The organism is Acinetobacter sp. 102, assembly GCF_037028485.1.
Lineage (GTDB): Bacteria > Pseudomonadota > Gammaproteobacteria > Pseudomonadales > Moraxellaceae > Acinetobacter > Acinetobacter higginsii.
Genome location: NZ_JAZEZK010000010.1, coordinates 11,733 through 32,851, shown reverse-complemented (window position 1 = coordinate 32,851; position 21,119 = coordinate 11,733). Strand labels below are relative to the sequence as shown.

At 40.4% G+C, this 21,119-nt stretch carries 16 protein-coding genes; 14 read left to right on the top strand and 2 right to left on the bottom strand.

Translation table 11 applies throughout. From position 1 onward, the window contains the following. Positions 1 to 35 precede the first annotated feature (35 nt). From WA352_RS11430 to WA352_RS11380, 11 genes are all read left to right on the top strand, one after another. A complete protein-coding gene (locus tag WA352_RS11430; protein ID WP_033134564.1) occupies positions 36 to 1,748 on the top strand; it encodes an AAA family ATPase in 1,713 nt (570 codons plus the stop codon). Positions 1,749 to 1,759: 11 nt separating this feature from the next. Beyond that, the gene (locus tag WA352_RS11425) at positions 1,760 to 2,122 is read left to right on the top strand and encodes a 5-carboxymethyl-2-hydroxymuconate Delta-isomerase (protein ID WP_033134553.1); all 363 of its coding nucleotides are present in this window, start codon (positions 1,760 to 1,762) and stop codon (positions 2,120 to 2,122) included. 272 nt (positions 2,123 to 2,394) lie between these two features. Further along, positions 2,395 to 5,556 carry a type VI secretion system Vgr family protein gene (locus WA352_RS11420; protein ID WP_336142666.1) on the top strand — a complete coding sequence of 1,054 codons (3,162 nt, stop codon included), beginning with the start codon at positions 2,395 to 2,397 and terminating at the stop codon, positions 5,554 to 5,556. 70 nt (positions 5,557 to 5,626) lie between these two features. Continuing rightward, positions 5,627 to 10,405, top strand: a complete 4,779-nt coding sequence (locus WA352_RS11415; protein ID WP_033134555.1) for an RHS repeat-associated core domain-containing protein — start codon at positions 5,627 to 5,629, stop codon at positions 10,403 to 10,405. A 13-nt stretch (positions 10,406 to 10,418) separates the two neighbouring features. After that, positions 10,419 to 10,916, top strand: a complete 498-nt coding sequence (locus tag WA352_RS11410; protein WP_033134565.1) for a hypothetical protein — start codon at positions 10,419 to 10,421, stop codon at positions 10,914 to 10,916. 47 nt (positions 10,917 to 10,963) lie between these two features. Beyond that, positions 10,964 to 11,386, top strand: coding sequence for a hypothetical protein (locus WA352_RS11405; protein ID WP_050511496.1), 423 nt, complete (start codon positions 10,964 to 10,966; stop codon positions 11,384 to 11,386). A gap of 34 nt (positions 11,387 to 11,420) precedes the next feature. Continuing rightward, positions 11,421 to 11,876, top strand: a complete 456-nt coding sequence (locus WA352_RS11400; protein ID WP_033134556.1) for a hypothetical protein — start codon at positions 11,421 to 11,423, stop codon at positions 11,874 to 11,876. Positions 11,877 to 11,917: 41 nt separating this feature from the next. Then, positions 11,918 to 12,388 carry a hypothetical protein gene (locus tag WA352_RS11395; RefSeq protein ID WP_033134557.1) on the top strand — a complete coding sequence of 157 codons (471 nt, stop codon included), beginning with the start codon at positions 11,918 to 11,920 and terminating at the stop codon, positions 12,386 to 12,388. A 54-nt stretch (positions 12,389 to 12,442) separates the two neighbouring features. Then, positions 12,443 to 12,892, top strand: a complete 450-nt coding sequence (locus tag WA352_RS11390) for a hypothetical protein (RefSeq protein WP_033134558.1) — start codon at positions 12,443 to 12,445, stop codon at positions 12,890 to 12,892. 89 nt (positions 12,893 to 12,981) lie between these two features. After that, positions 12,982 to 13,929: an RDD family protein gene (locus WA352_RS11385; protein WP_033134559.1), complete on the top strand. Its 948-nt coding sequence runs from the start codon at positions 12,982 to 12,984 to the stop codon at positions 13,927 to 13,929. Between the two features lie 186 nt (positions 13,930 to 14,115). Continuing rightward, positions 14,116 to 15,300, top strand: coding sequence for a porin (locus WA352_RS11380; protein ID WP_033134560.1), 1,185 nt, complete (start codon positions 14,116 to 14,118; stop codon positions 15,298 to 15,300). Between the two features lie 51 nt (positions 15,301 to 15,351). On the opposite strand, the gene WA352_RS11375 is transcribed toward WA352_RS11380, so the two are convergent. Both WA352_RS11375 and WA352_RS11370 read right to left on the bottom strand, forming a co-directional pair. Further along, on the bottom strand, positions 15,352 to 16,185 hold the full coding sequence (locus WA352_RS11375) for a DMT family transporter (RefSeq protein WP_033134561.1): 834 nt from the start codon (positions 16,183 to 16,185) through the stop codon (positions 15,352 to 15,354). 75 nt (positions 16,186 to 16,260) lie between these two features. Then, positions 16,261 to 17,241, bottom strand: coding sequence for a LysR family transcriptional regulator (locus WA352_RS11370; protein ID WP_005213090.1), 981 nt, complete (start codon positions 17,239 to 17,241; stop codon positions 16,261 to 16,263). Between the two features lie 100 nt (positions 17,242 to 17,341). On the opposite strand from WA352_RS11370, the gene WA352_RS11365 reads away from it, so the two are divergent. The 3 genes from WA352_RS11365 to WA352_RS11355 are packed head-to-tail and all read left to right on the top strand — an operon-like array spanning position 17,342 to position 21,099. Further along, positions 17,342 to 18,454, top strand: a complete 1,113-nt coding sequence (locus WA352_RS11365; protein ID WP_033134562.1) for a tartrate dehydrogenase — start codon at positions 17,342 to 17,344, stop codon at positions 18,452 to 18,454. Between the two features lie 39 nt (positions 18,455 to 18,493). Continuing rightward, complete coding sequence (locus WA352_RS11360) at positions 18,494 to 20,149, top strand: BCCT family transporter (protein WP_241345176.1); 1,656 nt, start codon at positions 18,494 to 18,496, stop codon at positions 20,147 to 20,149. Continuing rightward, positions 20,146 to 21,099: an alpha/beta hydrolase gene (locus tag WA352_RS11355; protein WP_241345127.1), complete on the top strand. Its 954-nt coding sequence runs from the start codon at positions 20,146 to 20,148 to the stop codon at positions 21,097 to 21,099. The genes WA352_RS11360 and WA352_RS11355 overlap by 4 nt, the downstream gene beginning before the upstream one ends. The last annotated feature ends 20 nt before the right edge of the window (positions 21,100 to 21,119 follow it).

The following is a 21,119-nucleotide window of genomic DNA, read 5'->3' as shown; positions in this document are numbered from 1 at the left end:
TAAGCTATGCACTGTTGTTTTTGACTGAAGAAATTATGAAACAAGAGACTGCACTCAAGTTACTTAAAGCTGGGGAAAATGTTTTTTTAACGGGCTCAGCAGGTGCAGGAAAAACCTATACGCTTAATCAGTACATTCATTATCTCAAAGCACGTAAAGTGCCTGTGGCGATCACTGCATCCACAGGGATTGCGGCGACGCATATGAATGGCATGACCATCCATACTTGGGCAGGGATCGGGATTAAAGACCGCCTAAGTGATGATGATCTGAAACGGATGAAAGAGCGTAAATATTTAAAAGAGCATTTAGAAAATGCCCAAGTCTTGATTATTGATGAAATTTCAATGCTGCATGCCAAGCAATTGAATTTGGTTAATCAGGTATTGAAATACTTTAAAGAAAGTGACGAAGCCTTTGGTGGGATTCAGGTCATTGTTGCTGGTGACTTCTTCCAGTTACCGCCAGTCGGTAAAAAGGATGAAAGCAATCGCGATAAATTCTGCTTTATGTCAGAGGCTTGGGTCGAAGCCAAATTCCGTGTCTGTTATTTGACTGAACAGCATCGTCAGGATGATGAAATCCTCAATCAGATTCTCAATGCAATTCGGGCACAGAATATTCAAAGCAACCATATTAGTGCTTTGCAACAATCGCGTCAGCACGATATTGGCGAGACCTTTACCCGTTTATACACACATAATATGGATGTCGATAATATTAATTATCAGCACCTGAATGAAATTGACAATGAAAGCCATCAATTCAATGCCGTGGTCGATGGCAACGAAAAGTTGATGGAAACCTTAAAATCATCAGTGCGTGCGCCTGAAGAACTCACCCTAAAGAAAAATGCCAAGGTGATGTTTGTTAAAAACAACTTTGATATGGGCTATATCAATGGCAGTTTGGGTGAAGTGATTGGTTTTGAAGAAGATGATAAGCAGGGCATTTTGCCTAAAGTAAAGTTGACGGATGGCACAACCTTCTTGGTTGAACCTGAAACATGGTCGATTGAAAATGAAGCGGGTAAGGCAATTGCCAGTTTTCAACAGATTCCGTTGCGTTTGGCGTGGGCAATCACTATTCATAAAAGCCAAGGGATGACTTTGGAAGCTGCAGAGATCAATCTCAGTAATACCTTTGAAAAAGGTCAGGGCTATGTGGCTTTATCACGCTTAAAATCTCTGACAGGGCTGAAATTGCTCGGCTTTAATGAGCAGGCACTTGAGCTGGATAGTCTCGCAATCAAAGCAGATCGCCGTTTTCAGGAATTATCGAGTGAAGCGGAAGCCAACTTTGAAAATATTGATTTAAGCACACAGCATAATGCCTTTATTCGGCATTGTGGTGGCACACTGAATGCGACTGAAATTGCCCGTAATGAAAAGAAAATCGCCAAAGGTGCAAAACAGAATTATGCTGCAGCGACCTTGGATGAAACCCGTACTTTATTTGAAGAAGGCTATGAAATTGAAGATATTGCACATGAGCGTGGTTTAACCCCTGCAACGATCATCAATCATCTGGCACGTTTGCATAAAGAGCAGGGTTTGGATATTTCAGTTGCCAGTCCAGGCGATGAAGTGATTGAAGAAGTGCGTAAGATTTATAAGCGTTTGCATAAACGTAAAAACCCTGAACATTTTACTGATGATGGTTCGATTAAATTGCGTCCCATTGTTGAAGCCACTAGTCCGCGAATGGCTTATGACCAAGTCCGTTTAGCTTTATTATTTGTAGAATAGGAATCATAAAAATGCCGCATTTAATTGCAAACTATTCGGCTAATTTAACAGAGTTAAATCCGCATCAATTATTAAAAGATGCGAATATCGCATTAATTGAAACGGATTTATTTGTCGCACATGATATTAAATCTCGTGCATTTAAAGACGAGATATTTTTAATTGGTTTGGATGAAACAGAAGAAGCCTATATTCATTTAAAACTGTATTTATTGAGTGGCAGAACGCAGGCTCAAAAACAAGCTGTTGGTGCGGCATTGTTGCAGCGACTGCAGCAAAAAAGCTATATCCAGTCTGAAGTCAGCTATCCGATACAGTTGTGTGTTGAAGTGATTGATATGCCGAAAGAGGATTATTTTAAGGCCACGGTCTAAGGCTGAATAATTGCTGTTTTATCAAATAGGGAGAATTGGCCTTATTTGATAAAATATTTTAGTTTATATGTATTCTGATTTAATCCTGTAAAAAAATTATTAATCATTATTTTAAGCGCTTAGACTAAAATTGGCAGTTTATGGCAGGCTTTGTTGCAAGAACGTAACATTAAAAATATAGACAGATTTGTATGCTGTTTATAAAATAGCGTAAATTTTAGTTAATATTTTATAAAATAATGTTGAGTAATATATTTCAGGCCTAGGATAATTTGGGCCTTACCGCACAAAAACGTGCAATCCATATTCAATTTTCTAATCAAAATTTAAATACTCAAGTCTTCCTGCAACGTATTGATGGTCAGCATCAACTGAATGAAGGATTTAGGGCAGAACTGATTTGCCTGTCGACCAATGCGGCGATTCCACTCAAACAATTTATTGGTAGCCAAGCAGCAATTGATACGGTGACTGATCAAGGTCAACTCACTCGTGTCACAGGCATTATTACTCAAGCCTTACAAGGACAATCAGACGGTAGCCTGACCGTATATAAACTCACCTTAGAAGATCCAACTGCACTGTGGAAGCAACGCCGTAACAGCCGTGTGTTTATGAACAAGAGCGTGCGTGATGTAGTGGAAATCATCTTCAAAGAGTGGCAACAAAAAAGCCCCTTATTTGCATCCAGCTTAACGCTTGATTTAAGCGGACTCAGCCAAGATTACGACATTCGTCCCTTTATTATGCAATATAATCAATCAGATGAAGATTTTTTAACATCTTTGATGCGTAGCGAATCGATTAACTGGCTCATTGATGAAGCTGAACGAACCGTCGCGCAAAGCAGTGCTGCGATTCAGCCGCAAAAACTACGTCTGATTGACGACAATAGCCAGTACCAAGCTTTAGAGCGTCGACAGATCCGTTATCACCGTAGTAGTGCCACTGAACAATATGACAGCATGACCAGTCTGGTTGGACAACGCTCACTGCAACCGAGCAGTGTACATGTACAACGCTGGCAAGCCGATGCACTGGAACAAGAAGATGGTGCAGGCAGTGTACAGAGCACACATCAACACAGCGAACAATATGACAATGCCAGTCTTGGTCTGGAACAGGCATGGCACTTTTCACCCGCATGGATGCAAGACCTGAATGGGGAAGATGGTGCAACCCCATCGGGCAATGCTCAAATTGAAAAACTGAATCGGAACTTGGGTCAATACTACGACTTACAATCCAAACAATTTACAGCCCATACCACCGTGCGCGATACCCATGTCGGTTACTGGTTTGAATTGGCTGAACATCCTGAAATTGATCAACATGATGGCAGTGATAAAGAATTCCTGATTACAGGCAAAAACTTTTATAACCAAAACAACTTACCTAAAGATCTACATCAACAGATCAATCAATTATTAGCACAAAGCAACTGGCAACCGACTCAATCGAATAATGAAGAGCGCCAAGCCAACCAACTGATTCTGCAACGCCGCAATATCAAAACCGTTCCTGAATTTAACCCATTGCAACACCGTCCAGCAGCTTCACCACAACGTGCCAAAGTGGTTGGGCCAAGCGGCGAAGAAATCTATGTGGATGAATGGGGACGGATCAAAGTCCGTTTCCTGTTTACCCGCAATGACGACCATAGCCATGATGGTGGTGCGGGAGCGAATGACAACGACACCGATTCAGCTTGGGTGGATGTACTGACCCCTTGGGCAGGTGAAGGCTTTGGCGCACGATTCTTACCCCGTATTGATGAAATCGTAGTCATCGACTTCTTTGATGGTAATATTGATCGTCCATTTGTAGTGGGACGTATCCATGAAGGCCATCGCAGCCCAACCAAATTTGACAATGCAGGTAGGCTGCCAGACACCAAGAAACTGGCAGGAATCAAATCGAAAGAATATCAGGGCGAAGGTTTTAACCAACTGCGCTTTGATGATACCACAGGTCAGATCAGCGCCCAGTTGCAAAGCAGTCATGCTGCCAGTCAACTCAATCTAGGGAAGTTGAGTCACCCTAAAGCAACAGCTGAAAGTGAAGATCGCGGTGAAGGTTTTGAGCTGCGCACTGACCAATGGGGTGCAGTACGCGCAGGCGAGGGTCTACTGCTTTCCACACATAAACAGGATCAAGCCCAAGGTGAACATCTGGATGCCCAAGTTGCTAAACAACAGCTAGAAGGCAATCAAAGCAATGCCAAAGCCTTGAGTGAAGTGGCCAAGAATCAGCAGACTGATGAAATAGAATCGCTGGATCAACTCAAAGAATTTGCTGAGCAGATTCAAGAGAAGATCGCTCAGTTTAAAAAATCATTGCTATTGCTGAACTCACCAGCAGGGATTGGTCTAAGTAGCAATGAAGATATTCATTTATCTGCGGATGGACAAATCAATCAGTTTGCAGGCGATAGTATCAATTTGAGTACACAGAAAAATCTGATTACGCATGCGCAAAACAGAATCAGTGTGTTTGCAGCGCAGAATGGAATTAAGCAAGTGGCTGCCAAAGGTAAGGTTGAAGTCCAAGCGCAGTCGGATGGTATGGATTTACTGGCCAAGCAAGGGATTCAGATTATTTCAACTGAAGACCGTATTGAGATCAGCAGTCCGAAAGAGATTGTGATTACTGCGGGTGGTTCTCAGATCAAACTGAATGGTTCAGGTATTTTCCCTGTGACCAGTGGCAAGTTTGAGGTGAAAGCAGGGCAGCATTTACTCGCCTCAGGCGCGAGTGCAAGTAGCAATGCACCCCAGTTACCACAAGCAAAATCATTGAAAGGCGCGCTACAGTTATTAAGAAGTTATGGGGGAGATAATTTCTTTAAGCAGAACAGCTATAAAGTGATTGATTCTCTGGGTAAGCAACTGACTGGCAAACTAGATGGAAATGGTTTTGCGCAAGTGACAGGCATTGCACCAGGTGCAGCTAAGGTCATTTTTGAAAAAGATGAGACCAGTGCATGGGCATCAAGTAGTGACTTTAAACGTGATTATACTTGGGCAGAGCCAGTAGAAAAAGTTGTCGCCTCATTAAGCAGTGCATTGGGACAGAACATGAAGCAACAGCTGAGCAGCAGTTTAGTTTCGATGGATAAAAACAGCCTTAAAAATATAGGTAAAAATACCTTAAATGGTTTGGTTGAGCAGACGGTTGGGCAAATCAAGGATCAAGTCAGCAATACCGCTTTAAGTGCTGTTTCAAAGCAACTGAACCTTAATATTTCTCCAGATCAAATGAAAAGCTTGGCGCAACTCGCCATGAATCCGAGCCAGTCGGTTGACATGATCAAAGCACAGGGTGTGGGTTTTGTAAAAGATCAGGCAGCTACAAAATTGGCGGAGGCCACCCAAATGGATTCGATTCTTCAACAAGGCATCGTTGATCGTTTTCATGGTCAGAACAATGGTTAGGACAGATTTTAATTCACGCGCAGCAATTTAAAAAATAGATGTATTGAAATAAATTAAGGGTTTGAGATTGATGGCTACGGAAAAAACACAACTGGCAACAGATCAAAAAGCGTCGAAGGTTGAACTTGCTGTTTTTAATTTGGACAGCGTACACACGGTAACTGACCTGCAAATGATTGCCAAGCAAATCCAGCTTTATTTACAGGTATGTGGGAATACCAGTTTAGAACAATTACAAGGGAGTGCGAATACTGCAACGGTAGCCAATATTTTTGCTTTAACTGGCAGTGTGCTGGATTTAATTTTATACGCGACCGACAGCAAGACAGAGGATGCTGCGGTACAACAGGGTGCATTGCTCGCTGCAAATTTAATTGGTTTATTTGCGGAACCAAGCAATGAAGCACATGCGCGTATGGCATTACGTCCGATGTTTGGTCTAATGTCGCAATGTTTATATCCTGAAAATGGAAAGATTAAAGACGCGGATATTAAACGCTTGGGACTACATCTGAATGCGATGGTCGCAGGTGATTTAGAAAAGTTTTTACAAGAAACACAAGCCAAATTAGCGACCTTGCTCTCACAGGCAACGATTTTAGGCAGCAGTATTCTGACGAGCTTGTCTGTGCCTGCTACACCAATGAATGCGAGCATGGCTGCAACGTCGGCAGGTGTGACAGCAGAGAAAAGAGACCCCAAACTCAAATTTAGCAATTGGGCTGCACCTCTCATTGATTTAATCGGTAAACCGAGTCAGGCAGATTTAACCCCTAAACTACAACCCAATATTCAAACACGCCTGCAACAAGAAGCAATACAGGCAATTGCAACTTTAAGCCAGACTTTACAGCAGCAAGCCAATGCAGGGCAGAAATACAGCTTGGCTTGGTTATTACAACAAACTTTAACTGCGATTCAGGCCAGCGAAAATAAAGGCAATGCCAGTGTGCCGATTAATCAGACGGGAGAATATGAGCGTCATACCAAAGGTGATACCTTGGAGTTTGTGAGCTTACAGGCGGATGCGTTGAATGCACCACCTTGTGAAGGTAATGGGTCAGAGACGGGTAAGAGTATCAGTTATTCAATTGGCGCAGAGCGGGTTCAGCATGCCGATTTCTATTTACCGAAAGTTGGTTTTGTATTTAGTCGCCAATATAACTCGCAAATGGATGAGTTTGATCAGGGGATGATTGGCGCTCGTTGGATGATGCCTTTTTCCAATGTGATTTTGCCAAAAGAACAAGGTTACGTCTTTATTGATGCGAAAGGGCGTAAACATGCCTTACCATCTACGATTTTGCAGCAGGCTTATACCGTTCCTTATGAAGGAGTGACGGTTCATCCAGTTGGAAATGGTGATTTACTATTAAATTTTGGTGGTGAATGGAGTTTACATTTTCATCAATTTGGTCTTGGTCAGCCCTATCATTTAATTCAACAATTCAATGAAAATTCCAATGAAAAAATTAGCCTAAGTTATCTTTTGGCAGATGGTGTTGCTTATCTGCAAACTATTGATTTCCAATTTGAACAGGCTCAGCACCAACTAAAATTTGCCTTTAATGAGCAAGTTAAGATTATTGCGGTATTTGTGGATGATCAAATTGAGCCTTGGGCACGCTATTACTATGATGCACAAGGTAATCTGATTACAGCTTTCGATCAAAATGGGTATGCACGTCAATACGAATATAATCAGGCGCACCAGCTAACGCGCTATACCGATCGTACAGGACGTGGACAAAATATTCGTTATGAATCGACGTTGCCAAATGCCAAAGCCATTGAAGAATGGGCGGATGACGGCAGTTTCCATACCAAACTGAAATGGCATCCGCGTTTACGTCAAGTTGCGGTTTACGATGCCTATGATGTACCAACCTATTATTATTTTGATTTGGATGGTTTTACCTATCGGACTCGTTTAGCTGATGGTCGAGAGTCTTGGTATTCTCGTGACGGTGAAAAACGCATTACTCGACAAATTGACTTTGAAGGTCGGGAAACTCAGCAAGAATATAATGATCAAGGGCAACTGGCGAAAATTGTACAGCCGAATGGTGGTGTGATTCGCTTTGCTTATGATGAACAAGGCAATTTAACCGAGACCAAAGATCCAGAAGGTAATATCTGGAAACGTGAATATGATGCACAGGGCAATGTTAGCAAAGAGATTAATCCCTTAGGTCATGTCACTCAATATAAATACAACAGCAATAATCAAGTGGTGGAAGTGGTTGATGCCAAAGGAGGTATCAAGAAAATCCAGTACAATGATCAAGGGCAAATGCTGTCTTATACCGATTGTTCAGGCAAAAGCAGTACATGGGAATATGATGAAGAAGGTGATCTAAGTGCCCAGCAAGCGGCGAATGAACAGAAAGTTCAATATCTGTATAGTCTGCAAGGCAAAGATAAAGGTCAGCTTCAAGCCATCGTGTATCCAGATGGCTTGAAAGAGCTATTTGAGCATGATCAAGAAGGTCGCCTGCTTAATCACACCGACACCAACGGCTTAACCACTCAATATCAATACAATACTGTCGGCCTGTTAGAACAACGCATTGATGCCAATCAGCATCGTGTGGGCTATCAATGGGATAGACAGGGTCGTATCCAAAAGCTTATTAATCAAAATCAGGCTGAATACCAGTTTAGCTATAACAAGTTTGGTCAGTTGGTCAGTGAACAAGCATTTGATGGTGAGGAAAAGCATTATAGCTATAGTGAAAATGGTCTATTGTTCCAGATTCGACAACCCAATATTCTGACTGAATTTAGCTATTATGATGATGGACAGATTGCTTCTAAAACATATACGCATCTGCATACTCATCAAAGCCAGACAGAGCAATTTGAATATAATTTAAATCAACAATTAAGCTCGGCCAGTAATGCAGAAAGTCAGGTTCAACTGTATCGTAATCAGCTTGGACAATTGGTGCGTGAACACCAGCATTATAAAATGTTGAATCTAACGGCTGTACTGCGTTATGAATATGATGAACTGGGTCATCTGGTTAAAACGATTCGTCCAGACGGACAGCAACAGACCAATCTAAGTTATGGTTCAGGACATATCTACGGAATTGCGTTTAATCAGCAGGATGTTGTTTCTTTCCAACGTGATGATTTGCATCGTGAAACGGGACGTTTTCTGGCAAATGGTTTGGTGCAAACCAAGTATTATAATGATGTGGGGTTATTGATTTCTCAACAGATTGAGCCTGAGCAAGAAAGCTCAGATCGACTCCGTTATCAAGCGCATAGGCATTATCAATACGATAAAAACTATTTGCTCACCCAAGTTGAAGACAGTCGTTTAGGACAGCTTAATTATCAATATGATCCGATTGGACGTCTGATTTCAATGCAAAGTCAGCATAAAAACGAGAGTTTTAAGTTCGATCCAGCGGGGAATCTGATTGACCCAATCAACCAGACAACACATGCCAAAAACAATTTAATCAAGCAGTATCAAGGCAAGCATTATCAATATGATGTACAAGGCAATGTGATTGAAACCATGCAAAATGGTAAGGTCTTAAAGCTGACTTGGGATAATCATAACCGTTTGATTCAAAGTAACTTGAATGGGAAAGTGACTCAGTATGGTTATGATGTCTTTGGACGTCGTTTATATAAGAAATCATCAAATCAAGACTTCACCTTATTTGGATGGGATGGAGATTTGATGATTTGGGAATCTAGCCAAAATTCGAGCCATCCTGAGAACAGTTATACCAAACATTATGTCTATGAGCCTGATAGCTTTGTACCGTTAATGCAGGCGGGGTATCAGGGTTTTATTCAACTGATAGAAACACCTGATTATAGTGAATATCTCAACAAGCCTTATTCGGTTTATAAAGATCCGATTTGGAGCAGCGATACACGTAAAAACCGTGTGGCTTTAGAACAGACGGTATTTTATCATTGTGATCAGGTTGGAACACCGCAAACACTGAGTAATGCCGCAGGTGAATGTGTTTGGGAAATTACTCAGGATACATGGGGGACTGCGCTCGAGATTCAAATGCTAAATAAGGACAATCCATTTGAGCAGAGCAATATTAGATTCCAAGGCCAATATTACGATAATGAAACAGGACTGCATTATAACCGTTATCGTTATTATGAGCCGTATAGTGCAAGGTATATGAGTAAAGATCCGATAGGACTTGAGGGCGGTATGAATACCTCTGCTTATGTAAATAATCCGAATCAATGGATTGATCCGAAAGGATTAAATGGAATGAATTTTGGTGAGATGTTTGGTATTCCTGCTAGTGCTCAATCTGGTTTAGCGTACCAAGGAAGGAAGAATTATGATTGTTACGCTGAAACTGGAGAGCTATGTAAGTTAAATATACCACCATTATTTGATTATGTTGCATGTAGTGGTGGCGGATTAGGAGTAGGTGTTGGCTTTGTAAAAAATCAATGGACTGGTGAGTATTATATGAGTGGTTCTAAGGATTCTATTTTAGCACCTGTGGCAAAATCAGCTGCACAAAAAAAACCATTTAGCGCTAAAGATTTAGCGGGGATTAGTTGTGTAGGTGGTAATATTCATAATATTCCAAGTTATACAAAATCAATGATGACGATGGGAGAAATTACAAACGAATTTGTAAGTGGAGCTTCTGTCTCAGTTGGAGGTGGAGCTTATGGTGCAGTAGCAAACTTAGTTGTTCCATTAGTAAACAAAAGTAGTCCCGTGCGAGGAGCATGGGCTTCTGAATTTGGTGTAGGAACACCAGGGGTAAATGTTGGAGTCAGTGGCACAGTTAGTGTTGATACAATTTTAGATGCAGTCAAACCTAATAGAGAAAAGAATTAAGAGAGTAATTGTAATGTCTATTATAGTAAGAAATTCGGTTTTGAAATTTATATTATTAATTTTAATTAGCTTAGGTTTTTCTGGGTGTGACTTTAGAAAAAAAAATGAAGTCAAAATTCTCGATAATAACAAGACAATAATTAAAAAATTTGAAAGTGATGCTAACTATGTTTTTGGCGATCGCATCTTAGATAAACATTCATTCTCATCATATAATGCAGATAGATTAATATTTCAAATTCAGAGTGATGGTGGTATTGGCGAAATAGATTTTTTAAACAATATTGAATCTAGTCTTAAAGAAAAAGGATGGGTATATAAAGAAAAATATAAGGAAGCATATATTTACTGTGATAAAAAAAATAATCAACTGGAACTAGTATCTCCAGTTAAATTAGATACTTATAGTTCTGCTGGTGAAGGACAGTCATTAAACCAGTTGGTTGGGTATTGGAATGTGGGTTTTATTCACTCTAGACAGAAACGCTATGTGTGTAATATTGATAGTTAATATTGTTTAAATTCGGTTTTAAGTTGATGATAAGATTTATAAAACTGATGTCTATCTTTACTTTTAGTATTGGTTTATTTGGATGTGATGATAGTGAAGTACTGGATTTGAAGAGGTTCTCCAATGAGTTGTTTGGTAAATATGAGTACGAATATGATACTGATAGGGAAAAGAGCTCAACTCAACTTTTAGTAGTGAAAATAAAAAAACAAGATTTTTCTAGCAAAGATTATGAGGGTGTAAAAAATGATCTACTAAAGAGGAAGTGGGATTTGGTAGACTCTTATAATAGTTATTATAATTTTTGTAAAACCAACCATTATTCGATAGACATATTAAATCCGATTTATGATAAGCATTATACACGAGACGGTGAAGAAGTTAATTTTAAAAGTAAAGATTATTGGTACTTTTCAATTTATTACAATAAGCTAGGCGTTAATAATTGTATGGAGTATTATAGTAAGTAATTATTTTTTATTTTTTTACTTTGATTTGGCTTGTATGAAAAAAATTATTTTAATCCTCTCATTTCTGTTAGTCGGATGTGATAAGGAGGTAGAACGAAAACCCTATATAGATAAAGTAAATCAGGACATCGTAAATGAGGCCAAAGTTTTATTTAATGGTACTGTTGAAGATTTAAGTGCTTATTCTTCATATACTGATAACACTGTGGCATATAAAATTAAAGCAAATAAATTTGATATTAATTTTTTTATGAAAGAAGAGAGTAAAGATTTAAAAAAAATGGGATGGTCTTTCTTTAAAAAGTATAATGAAAGTTATATCTTTTGTGATGGGGAAAGACAATTAGAGATAATATCACCTAGAATTGTTTCTAAAAATGAAGTTTTAGTTAAAGGTTCTGCTGGTATGCAGTTGGATAAGTTTTGGCATGTTATATTTATGTCACCAAATAATACAAGGCGCTATGTTTGTTATGACTACAAGAAATAATGTTTGAATTTAAATATTTTTGAAAAATGTGTATTTATATAATGAAAAGTATATATCAATCTTTTTTAATTATCATACTTTTAACTTCCTGTGCACAAGATGAAAATCTAGAGATTGGAAGAAGTAATCATCCAATTAATATAGAGTTGAAAAGAGAGGCTAAAGATATTTTTGGAGATAAGCTAGAAAGAGAAAGAAGTTATCAATCATTTTCTTCAAATGACGTTGTTTATAAAATTAGTGCTAGAAATTTAAGTATGGAACAGTTTGAATTCTACAAAGATCAGATATTACCTGAAAAAGGTTGGTTTTTTAGATCAAAAGTTAATGAAGGCTATATATTTTGCCAAGGTTCTCGCCAATTAGAAATAATTCCTCCACAAGTTCTTGTTGATAACAATGAACTAGGTCGAGGAGATATTGGTAAACAGCTTGAAAAGAATTGGAATATTTTTTTAAGACATACTGCTAATGGTACTTTAAATGAATGTTATTTGAGAAGTAAAAGTTAAATATGATACGGATTTTTGAATTTATTTTATAAAAGATTTATGGATAAGAAGGAAATGACAAATCACTTTAAGAAATTACTCATTTCTTTAATAGTAGTACCTTTTTTGAGTTGTTCTTTACTTGAGGAAAAAGTATGTATTCATAATTTTAATAAGAGAGTGATTGAACTAAGCCATGATCTAAAGGTACAGAAGGTGATCAATCGTATTGATCAGAAAATTTTTTGTGGAAACCATCCTTATAGTGATTTTTATAATCGCTTGGATAGTTTATTGGTAGGGTTGGATGAAATTCAACGAGAAGAATTTTATACAGTTTTATTTTTTGCTGAATTCCATCGCAATGAAAATGGTGGTGAGTATGTTGAATTTTTGAATAAAAATAATATTAATATTTACAAGCAATATAAGCTAAAAATGAGTGATCAAAAGTTATTGGCTAAAATGAAATATACAGATGAAGAGTTGTTGAATATAAAAGCCTTGGGTGAGATGCTTCATTAATGTATTTTATTAAGATTTAATATATAATCTTGAAATTTTAGTTTGATAGCTAAATTTATAAATTTTTAATTAAATATAAAGGGTATGTTTTGTCTTCTGTAAAATTTTCTTATATTGCTGGTTTCTGGCGCCGATCATTTGCTTTTCTTATTGATTTATTACTGGTAGGTGGTTTCTGCTGGAGTACGATTAGACTTTTATCTAATTTTTTGCATCAATTCCCAGTTATATCTATTTTTATTGGATATTTCTTTGTTGTTTTATATTTTGGTTTGTTAAACAGTCATTTACATTCTGGACAAACGTTTGGCAAACAGCTTTTAAAAATCAGAGTGGCTGACACACATGGGAAAGATCTTGCTGTAATTCCATCATTGCTTCGTTCATCCATCTTGTTTGCGCCATCATGCCTCATGTCATTAAGCGGTTATTTTCCGATTTTACTATTATCTGAATTATTCAACCTGTTGTTGGCCTGCTTACAAATTTTGCTTATTTATTTTTATATTTTTAACCGACAAAACCGCCGCTCCATTCATGACTTCGTTGTGGGTTCAATGGTGATTAATTTAAAAAAAGATGATCAAGAACAACAAGTTCCTGAGATGTGGACTAAGCATAAGATTTTTGCAGCATTGATTACGTTGGTGGGTTTAGGCATTGGAATTTCTTCTTTCAATTTGTTTGATCGTGATAATACTGTTGAAATTAATAATTTTAAGGGCGGTCAGCCTGAAATTGTTCATGTAAAACGGATTTTAGAAATGGAAGATGGATCAGAGGCTCAACTCATTTTATTTGATGTGCAGATCAATGATCCAATAAAACTTAAAAATTCATTTTTCGCCCAAGAGTTCGCAGATAATTTACAAAGACTTGAGCCGCAGTTGATAAATGACAGCAGTAAAATTTCAATTCTTTTGAGCACACGGCTTCAATTTGGCTTAGCCTCATCAATGGATTTAAATATGTACTCAGTTAAAAAAACGCAGCAAGGATTAAAGGTTGTAGAAGAGATTTCTACCGTAAACTTTTAAACCATGAAAAAAGCTGAAGCTATTTGTTGCATAGATTAAACCTTTTAATTTACGTGCGGATAGCTTCAGTATCTCTAATCCTGTTCCATTAAACACACTCCGTAAAGACCAACTTTATAGTTTAAGCGTTGTTTGTCAGCCTGAATTTCTTCATTTTCTTATGAGGTTAAACAAGGACGTACAACAATGAAAAAAGCACTGCTTCTCTTGGGTTCAATAGGTATCTTGGCAAATACGCCAGTCTTGGCCGCCGATTTAAGTATCGGTGACCCGAAAACACAGGCGGGTGAACTAAAACTGACAGGCGCCATCCGTACCCGCTATATCCATAAAGACTATATTGTCGAAGCCAATGAAGGCTCCAAAAATGATGACTGGAGATTGGCCGATATCAAGGCGGTCTTGAGTTATGAAAATCCAGACTGGATTGCATCGATGGATGTGCGTTGTTACCAGTATGACCGCTTATGTGATGCACTGTTTTTAAAAGATGCTTGGGCAGGCTACAAATTCTCGGATCAGCAACGGCTGACAGTTGGTTTTCAATCGGTTGATTTCGGCTTTGGACGACTTTGGGGCAATAGTTATTATGAAACTTTGCTCAATACCGTTGGGCTGGAAGACATTCAAAACCTTGGAGTGAAATACCAGTTTAAGGACAATCTGTATAACTTCATTCTCGGTTTTTACCCGACTGATGGTGGTAACTACAAAGGCACATCCAAAGATTCCAGTCGCTATAGCGGTAACTTTGTGCGGGCAGATGATCAGACCCAAGGTACCGATATTGATGAAAAGAATATGTGGGTGACACGCTTATCCCGAAAATTTGAGCTCGATCAATCTCAGAATTTCTCCACGGAAATTGGTGGCTCTTACTGGTATTCGGAACTGGAAAATAACCGAACCAATAAAGATGGGCATCGTAGTACATGGAGCATTTTTAGCACCACCAATTATCAGGCATGGCAATGGTTGTTCTTGGCAGGAGAGCAGGACATTAAAAATGCAGATGATCTTTTGCCAAAAAGTTCGACCATTGGCGCATTTGACTATCCTTATCAAGTGGCCAACAAAGGTAAATATATGGCCAATGAAATTAACTATACCTTTGCTAAGCCTTTCCATCAGTTAGAAAATATTAAACCCTATGTGTCGTATAGTCGTTTTTATAAAGATGAATCAGGCTATCAAGATTCGGATCGCTTAATCGCAGGTCTATATTTTAACTATAAAAAAGTCGGCATACAGGGGGAATATATCTGGAGTCGCAATGACCCAATGACGGGCAGTGGCGCAGATGGATTGGCACAAGGTGAGAGCAATCAATGGAATAAATTGTTCTATTTATCCTTGGGTTATTATTTCTAAACTCAGCGTTGAAAATGAGCCAGTCTGTTTGCGATAGACTGGCTTTTTGCTTTAGGCGGTTCTTAAGATCAAAGCACCAATCAAAATGATGCATGAGGAGATAATCCGTACCGCATTAATACGTTCTTTTAGAATAAAGATCGAAATCAGCGTGGCAAATAAAATCGAGGTTTCTCTTAGTGCGGCAACAATCGCAACAGGTGCAAGCGTCATCGCCCACAGTGCCAAACCATAAGAAAAAAATGAACCGATTCCACCAATTAAACCTAAATGCCAATTATGTCGAAAATACTCCCCCATTTGCCGATATTGCATTTTTAGGGCAAAGATAAAAAAGATCAGTCCTGAGAGTACGAAACTCCATAGGATATAGGCAATGGCTGATCCTGCAAGGCGAACACCATGTCCATCCAGCAAGGTATAACCCGCAATCAGGACAGCGTTGAGTAGAGCCAGACCGATACCTTTGCGTCCCGTTTTGGGCGCAGCCAGAATCATCGATAAAATGCCGACGGAAATGGTGATAATGCCTAGCCATGCATTGAATTGAAGTTGTTCATGCAATAACAAAGTGCCTAAAATGGCCACAATCAGCGGTGCTGTGCCACGCATTAAGGGATAAGTCAGCCCCATATCGGCAACGCGATAGATTTTAGCCACCATACCAAAATACAGAATTTGTATTGCTGTTGAAGACAGAATATAAGGCCAGCTCTCGCGATGCGGAATCGGGAAAAAGGGCAGCAGTAGTGCGGCTAAAACTGCTGCGGATGCAGTGACCAATACGGTAGTTAAAAATTTATTTGTACCCGCTTTTACAATGGCATTCCATGTGGCGTGACATGTCGCTGCAAGTAAAATAAGGCCAAATATTGCCGTGCTCATAAGCTGCCTGTTATTTCATGATCTTGCTAATGTGCATGATATGGTTGAAAAAAGAAAGCAGGCAGCTTAGCGCGATTATAGAAATACTTTCTCTGTATTTGGATTGATCGGCTCAATCGGTTGGATCAACTGACCACGGCTTAGGTTCTGGATATGCTGTAAACGGTTGATCAGTTCATTTTGAATAAACAGGATACAGGTCTGTAGTTTAGACGAACTTTTTAAACGTGAAGGATAGACCGCCCAAACATCGGCATCTTGCCAGTATTCAGGCAAAATATGCTGTAACTGACCACTAATCAATTCATCTGCGACATCCCAAATCGAACGTAAGATAATGCCATGTCCCTCAATCGCCAACTGGTGAATAATCTCGCCATTATTGGAAATGAAGCGCGGTGTGACATGTACCGACCGATCTTCCGAGAGATGACGCAATTTCCATAATACTGAGGATTGGTCACGCTCACTGATAGTCAGGCAATCATGGTTGCGTAAATCTTCCAAACTTTCAGGCATGCCTTGTTGCAGTAAGTAGCTGGGTGCAGCGCAGAAAATTCGGAAATTCGACACCAGTTTTTTGGCAATCATATTCGGGGCAATGTCATTGCCGATGCGAATATCCAGATCAATACTGTGTTGAATCAGGTCTTTGGTGTTGTCGATGGTATCAAACTGAATTTCCAGTTTTGGGTACATGGTCATTAATTTAGACAGAATTGGCGCAACATGTTTACGGCCAAAACCGAAGCTACTGACTATGTCGAGATGACCTGTGGGCGTGCTTAAGGGGTTATTCACCAGCTCACTGATTTCATCAAATTCATCCAGAATATTGGAGACCCGATCCAGAATCAGTTTGCCATCTTCGGTCAAACTGACATGACGGGTACTGCGATGGAACAGTTTACAGTTCAGATTGGTTTCTAAAATATTGATGCGTTTACTGATAAATGCAGGTGAAGCACCTAGCTCCTCAGCTGAATCGACAAAACTCTTGCGTTTGGCGACTGTGCAAAAAACCTTTAAATCCGATAGGTTAGGTAGATTATTCACGATCCGTGTCCATTGGGGTGATAGTTTTCTTATTGATCATTTTTGCTGAAAACAGCATGTTTACAGCTAAGGATATTAACCAAAGGTGTAAGGGAGCGTTATGGCAAAAAAGTATAAAGTTGCCACGATTGCGGGTGATGGGATTGGTTTAGAAGTTCTACCAGAAGGCATCAAGGTTGTAAAGGCGGCAGCAGACAAATATGGCATTCAAGTTCAAATGGATAGCTTTGATTGGGCCAGCTGCGATTACTACCTTGAACACGGCAAAATGATGCCGGATAACTGGTTTGAAGTCTTGCAGGAATATGATGCAATTTTCTTTGGTGCGGTGGGTTGGCCTGAAAAGGTGCCTGATCACATTTCACTATGGGGATCATTGCTGCAGTTCCGTCGTCGTTTTGACCAGTATGTGAATTTACGTCCAGTTCGGTTAATGCCTGGGGTGAAATGTCCACTGGCTGGTAAGCAACCAGGCGATATCGATTTTTATGTGGTGCGTGAAAACAGCGAAGGTGAATATTCAGCGATTGGTGGTAAAGCCTTTGAAGGCACTGATCGTGAGTTCGTCTTGCAGGAAGCGGTGTTTACCCGTCATGGCGTCGATCGCATTTTAAAATATGCGTTTGAATTTGCGGATCAACGTGAGGCTAAAAAAATCACGGCTGCAACCAAATCTAATGGCATTGCCGTCAGCATGCCGTACTGGGACGAGCGTGTCGATGCAATGGCAAAACACTATCCACAGATTAAGGCAGATAAACAGCATGTTGATATTTTAGCGGCACGTTTTGTTCTACAGCCTGAGCGTTTTGATGTGGTGGTGGCATCGAATTTATTTGGTGACATCTTGTCGGATTTAGGCCCTGCATGTACCGGCACCATTGGTTTGGCGGCTTCGGCCAACCTCAACCCTGAACGTAAATTCCCGTCATTGTTTGAACCTGTGCATGGTTCAGCACCCGATATTTACGGTCAGCAAATTGCCAATCCGATTGCGGCGATTTGGTCAGGTGCCATGATGCTGGATTTCTTGGCAGATGGAGATGAGCAGGTGATTCAGGCAGGGCAGGAAATTATGCAGGCGATTGAGCATGTGTTGGTGCATGGCCCGAAAACGCCTGATGTCGGCGGAACTGCCAAGACCTATGAAGTGGGTGATGCGATTGCATCCTGTGTGACTCAGCAAAAAATGGATTTATTCGCGATGGAGTAAGTACCCCTGAGGGAATAGTCACTATCCGAGATGGATTGAATAGATATGGATAATCAAATTACAAAGCCTTATACAGATAAGACGCTTGCGATCACCAGTCTTGCCGTTGTATTTACATCGGTGGCTGGGTTGGCAATCTACTCATCTGAATCAATACAACTGGCAGCAAAATGGATGCAATGGACCACGTCGGTGTTTACCACGCCAGTCCTGTTATTTGCTTTTTTATCAATTATTTTTACCTTCGGTTTGGCCTTTAGTAAATACGGCAAAATCAAGCTCGGCGAAGGTAAGCCCCAATACAGCACCATGTCATGGATTTTCATGTTTATTTTGTCGGGGATCGGGTCATCTACCTTGTACTGGGGCTTTCTAGACTGGGCTTATTATTATCAAACGCCAGGTTTGAATTTAGCTCCTGAGTCAGCTGAAGCACTGAAATACAGCGTGGCCTATTCCTTCTTTCACTCTGGTTTGAGTGCATGGTCGATCTATGCTTTGGCATCGATTTCACTGTGCTATAGCTATCATGTCAGAAAGAATAAAGGCTTGAGCTTAGCCTCAATGGTCGAAGCAGTCACTGGCTTTAAAGCGACAGGACCCGTTGGACGTGTGGTCGACCTGATGTTCTTGCTATGCATGTTTGGTGCCTTGACCATTTCACTGGTTTTGACTGCAGTCACTTTTACCAACATTCTGTCCCAACTCACGGGTATTCCGAATACCTTCATGACCAAAGTCATTATCATCTTGGCGGTGTCGGTGTTATTTGCCCTCAGCTCTTATGTCGGTATGGATAAAGGCATGCAGCGTTTGAGTCATATGGTGTGTTTGGGTGTGGTGCTGTTTGCGATCTATGTGCTGTGCTTTGGCCCAACCCAATTCATTATGAATAATTCATTGATGAGTTTTGGTCTGATGGCGACTAACTTTGTCGATATGAGTCTGTTTACCGACCCGATGGGCGATGGAAAGTTTACCCGTGAATGGACGGTGTTCTATTGGTTATGGTGGATTTCTTATGCACCCGGTGTAGCGCTGTTTGTGACCCGTGTATCTAAAGGACGCACCATTAAAGAAGTGATTCTTGCCATGGTCATCGGCGGTAGCGTTGGTTTATGGTTCATCTTTGGGGTATTTGAAAATTACAGCGTTCACAGCTTTATTCACGGCATGGTCAATGTGCCGCAAATCTTGAGTCAGCAAGGCGGTGAAGTGGCGATTGGTCAACTGCTCGGTTTATTGCCAGCAGGCAAGCTGATGATGTGGTTGTTCCTTGGCATTATGGTGATTTTCCTTGCAGCACATATGGATGCGGTGGGCTATGCGGTTTCTGCAACCTGTACCCGTGGCCTAAGTGAAGGGCAAGATCCATCTCCGAATGCGCGTTTGTTTTGGTGTCTGATGTTAACCCTGGTACCGATTGCGATGATTTTCTCTAAGGCGCCGTTAGACACCATGAAAACGGCCACCATTGTGACTGCCTTGCCGTTTATTGTGATTATTCTGGTACAGACCTATGGCTTGGTGAAATGGTTGATTGAGGATTATTCCAAAGTACCATCGCATTTGATTGAACAGCGCAGCTTTAGTGATTTGGACGCGCTTGAGCATACTGACCCAAATCAACAGATGCAGATTGATATTGCGGCAACCACACTGGCACATAAAAGCAGTCAAAAGGAATTGTTATGACTCAGCAACCGAACATGCACTATGGGTTAAGCGAAGAAATGCAAAGTCTGGTGTACTGGAGCAGCATTTATTCAGCAGCGGATAACGATATTGATTCAATTCGTGCAGCCTATGATGCGATGTGCCTGCATTACACCTTGCCACGTGATGGTACGGTCAATATTGAAGATAAAACTGTTGCGCATGCCACTCATCCAGTCAATGTTCGGTTGTATTCACCCTTGGGCCAAGCACCTGCGCAAGGTTGGCCTTGCGTGTTGTTTATCCATGGGGGTGGCTGGATGCTGGGGAATCTAGATTCACATGAATTTATTACCCGTTATTTATGTCGTGATTTGAATGTTGCGGTACTGAGTGTGGATTATCGTTTGGTGCCCGAACATCATTTCCCAGCCGCTTATGAAGACTGTGAAACGGTTTATCAGTGGCTTCGTGCGCATGGCGCAGACTGGAACATTGATCCAACGCAGATTGCCTTAGCAGGCGACAGTGCAGGCGGCAATTTAGCCGCGGCACTGGCGGTTCAATTACAACATACAGGCAATCAGGCATGTGGTTTGGCTTTGATCTATCCATGTTTGGGCATTAGTTTTGATACCGCGTCTTGTCAGCAGCACGCACAGGCGCCGTTATTGACGCTCGAGGAAATGCATTATTACCTGAAGGAATATGCGCCGAATGCAAATGACTGGGAAGATACACGTTTAGCGCCACTAAATGCACAGGATTTTTCTGACATGCCACGTAGCTTTGTTGCGGTGGCTGAATACGATCCACTGAGTGATGACGGGCGTATTTTCGTGGACAAGTTAAAACAAGCCAATATTACCGCCGAGTTTTATCTCGGCAAAGGATTACTACATGGCAGTTTACGTTTAGTACGGGATTGTCCTGTGGTGCAGGATTTATATCAGCACATGCTGAGTTCGTTAAAGCAAATGTTCAAGTGATTTGAACATCAGCCAATTTT

Bases quoted from the DNA above. Each gene is read 5' to 3' on its own strand.
- WA352_RS11390 (WP_033134558.1), top strand. From the start codon at position 12,443: ATGACAAATCACTTTAAGAAATTACTCATTTCTTTAATAGTAGTACCT.
- WA352_RS11380 (WP_033134560.1), top strand. From the start codon at position 14,116: ATGAAAAAAGCACTGCTTCTCTTGGGTTCAATAGGTATCTTGGCAAAT.
- WA352_RS11355 (WP_241345127.1), top strand. From the start codon at position 20,146: ATGACTCAGCAACCGAACATGCACTATGGGTTAAGCGAAGAAATGCAA.
- WA352_RS11365 (WP_033134562.1), top strand. From the start codon at position 17,342: ATGGCAAAAAAGTATAAAGTTGCCACGATTGCGGGTGATGGGATTGGT.
- WA352_RS11400 (WP_033134556.1), top strand. From the start codon at position 11,421: ATGAAAAAAATTATTTTAATCCTCTCATTTCTGTTAGTCGGATGTGAT.
- WA352_RS11430 (WP_033134564.1), top strand. From the start codon at position 36: ATGAAACAAGAGACTGCACTCAAGTTACTTAAAGCTGGGGAAAATGTT.
- WA352_RS11410 (WP_033134565.1), top strand. From the start codon at position 10,419: ATGTCTATTATAGTAAGAAATTCGGTTTTGAAATTTATATTATTAATT.
- WA352_RS11405 (WP_050511496.1), top strand. From the start codon at position 10,964: ATGTCTATCTTTACTTTTAGTATTGGTTTATTTGGATGTGATGATAGT.
- WA352_RS11415 (WP_033134555.1), top strand. From the start codon at position 5,627: ATGGCTACGGAAAAAACACAACTGGCAACAGATCAAAAAGCGTCGAAG.
- WA352_RS11375 (WP_033134561.1), bottom strand. From the start codon at position 16,185: ATGAGCACGGCAATATTTGGCCTTATTTTACTTGCAGCGACATGTCAC.
- WA352_RS11395 (WP_033134557.1), top strand. From the start codon at position 11,918: ATGAAAAGTATATATCAATCTTTTTTAATTATCATACTTTTAACTTCC.
- WA352_RS11425 (WP_033134553.1), top strand. From the start codon at position 1,760: ATGCCGCATTTAATTGCAAACTATTCGGCTAATTTAACAGAGTTAAAT.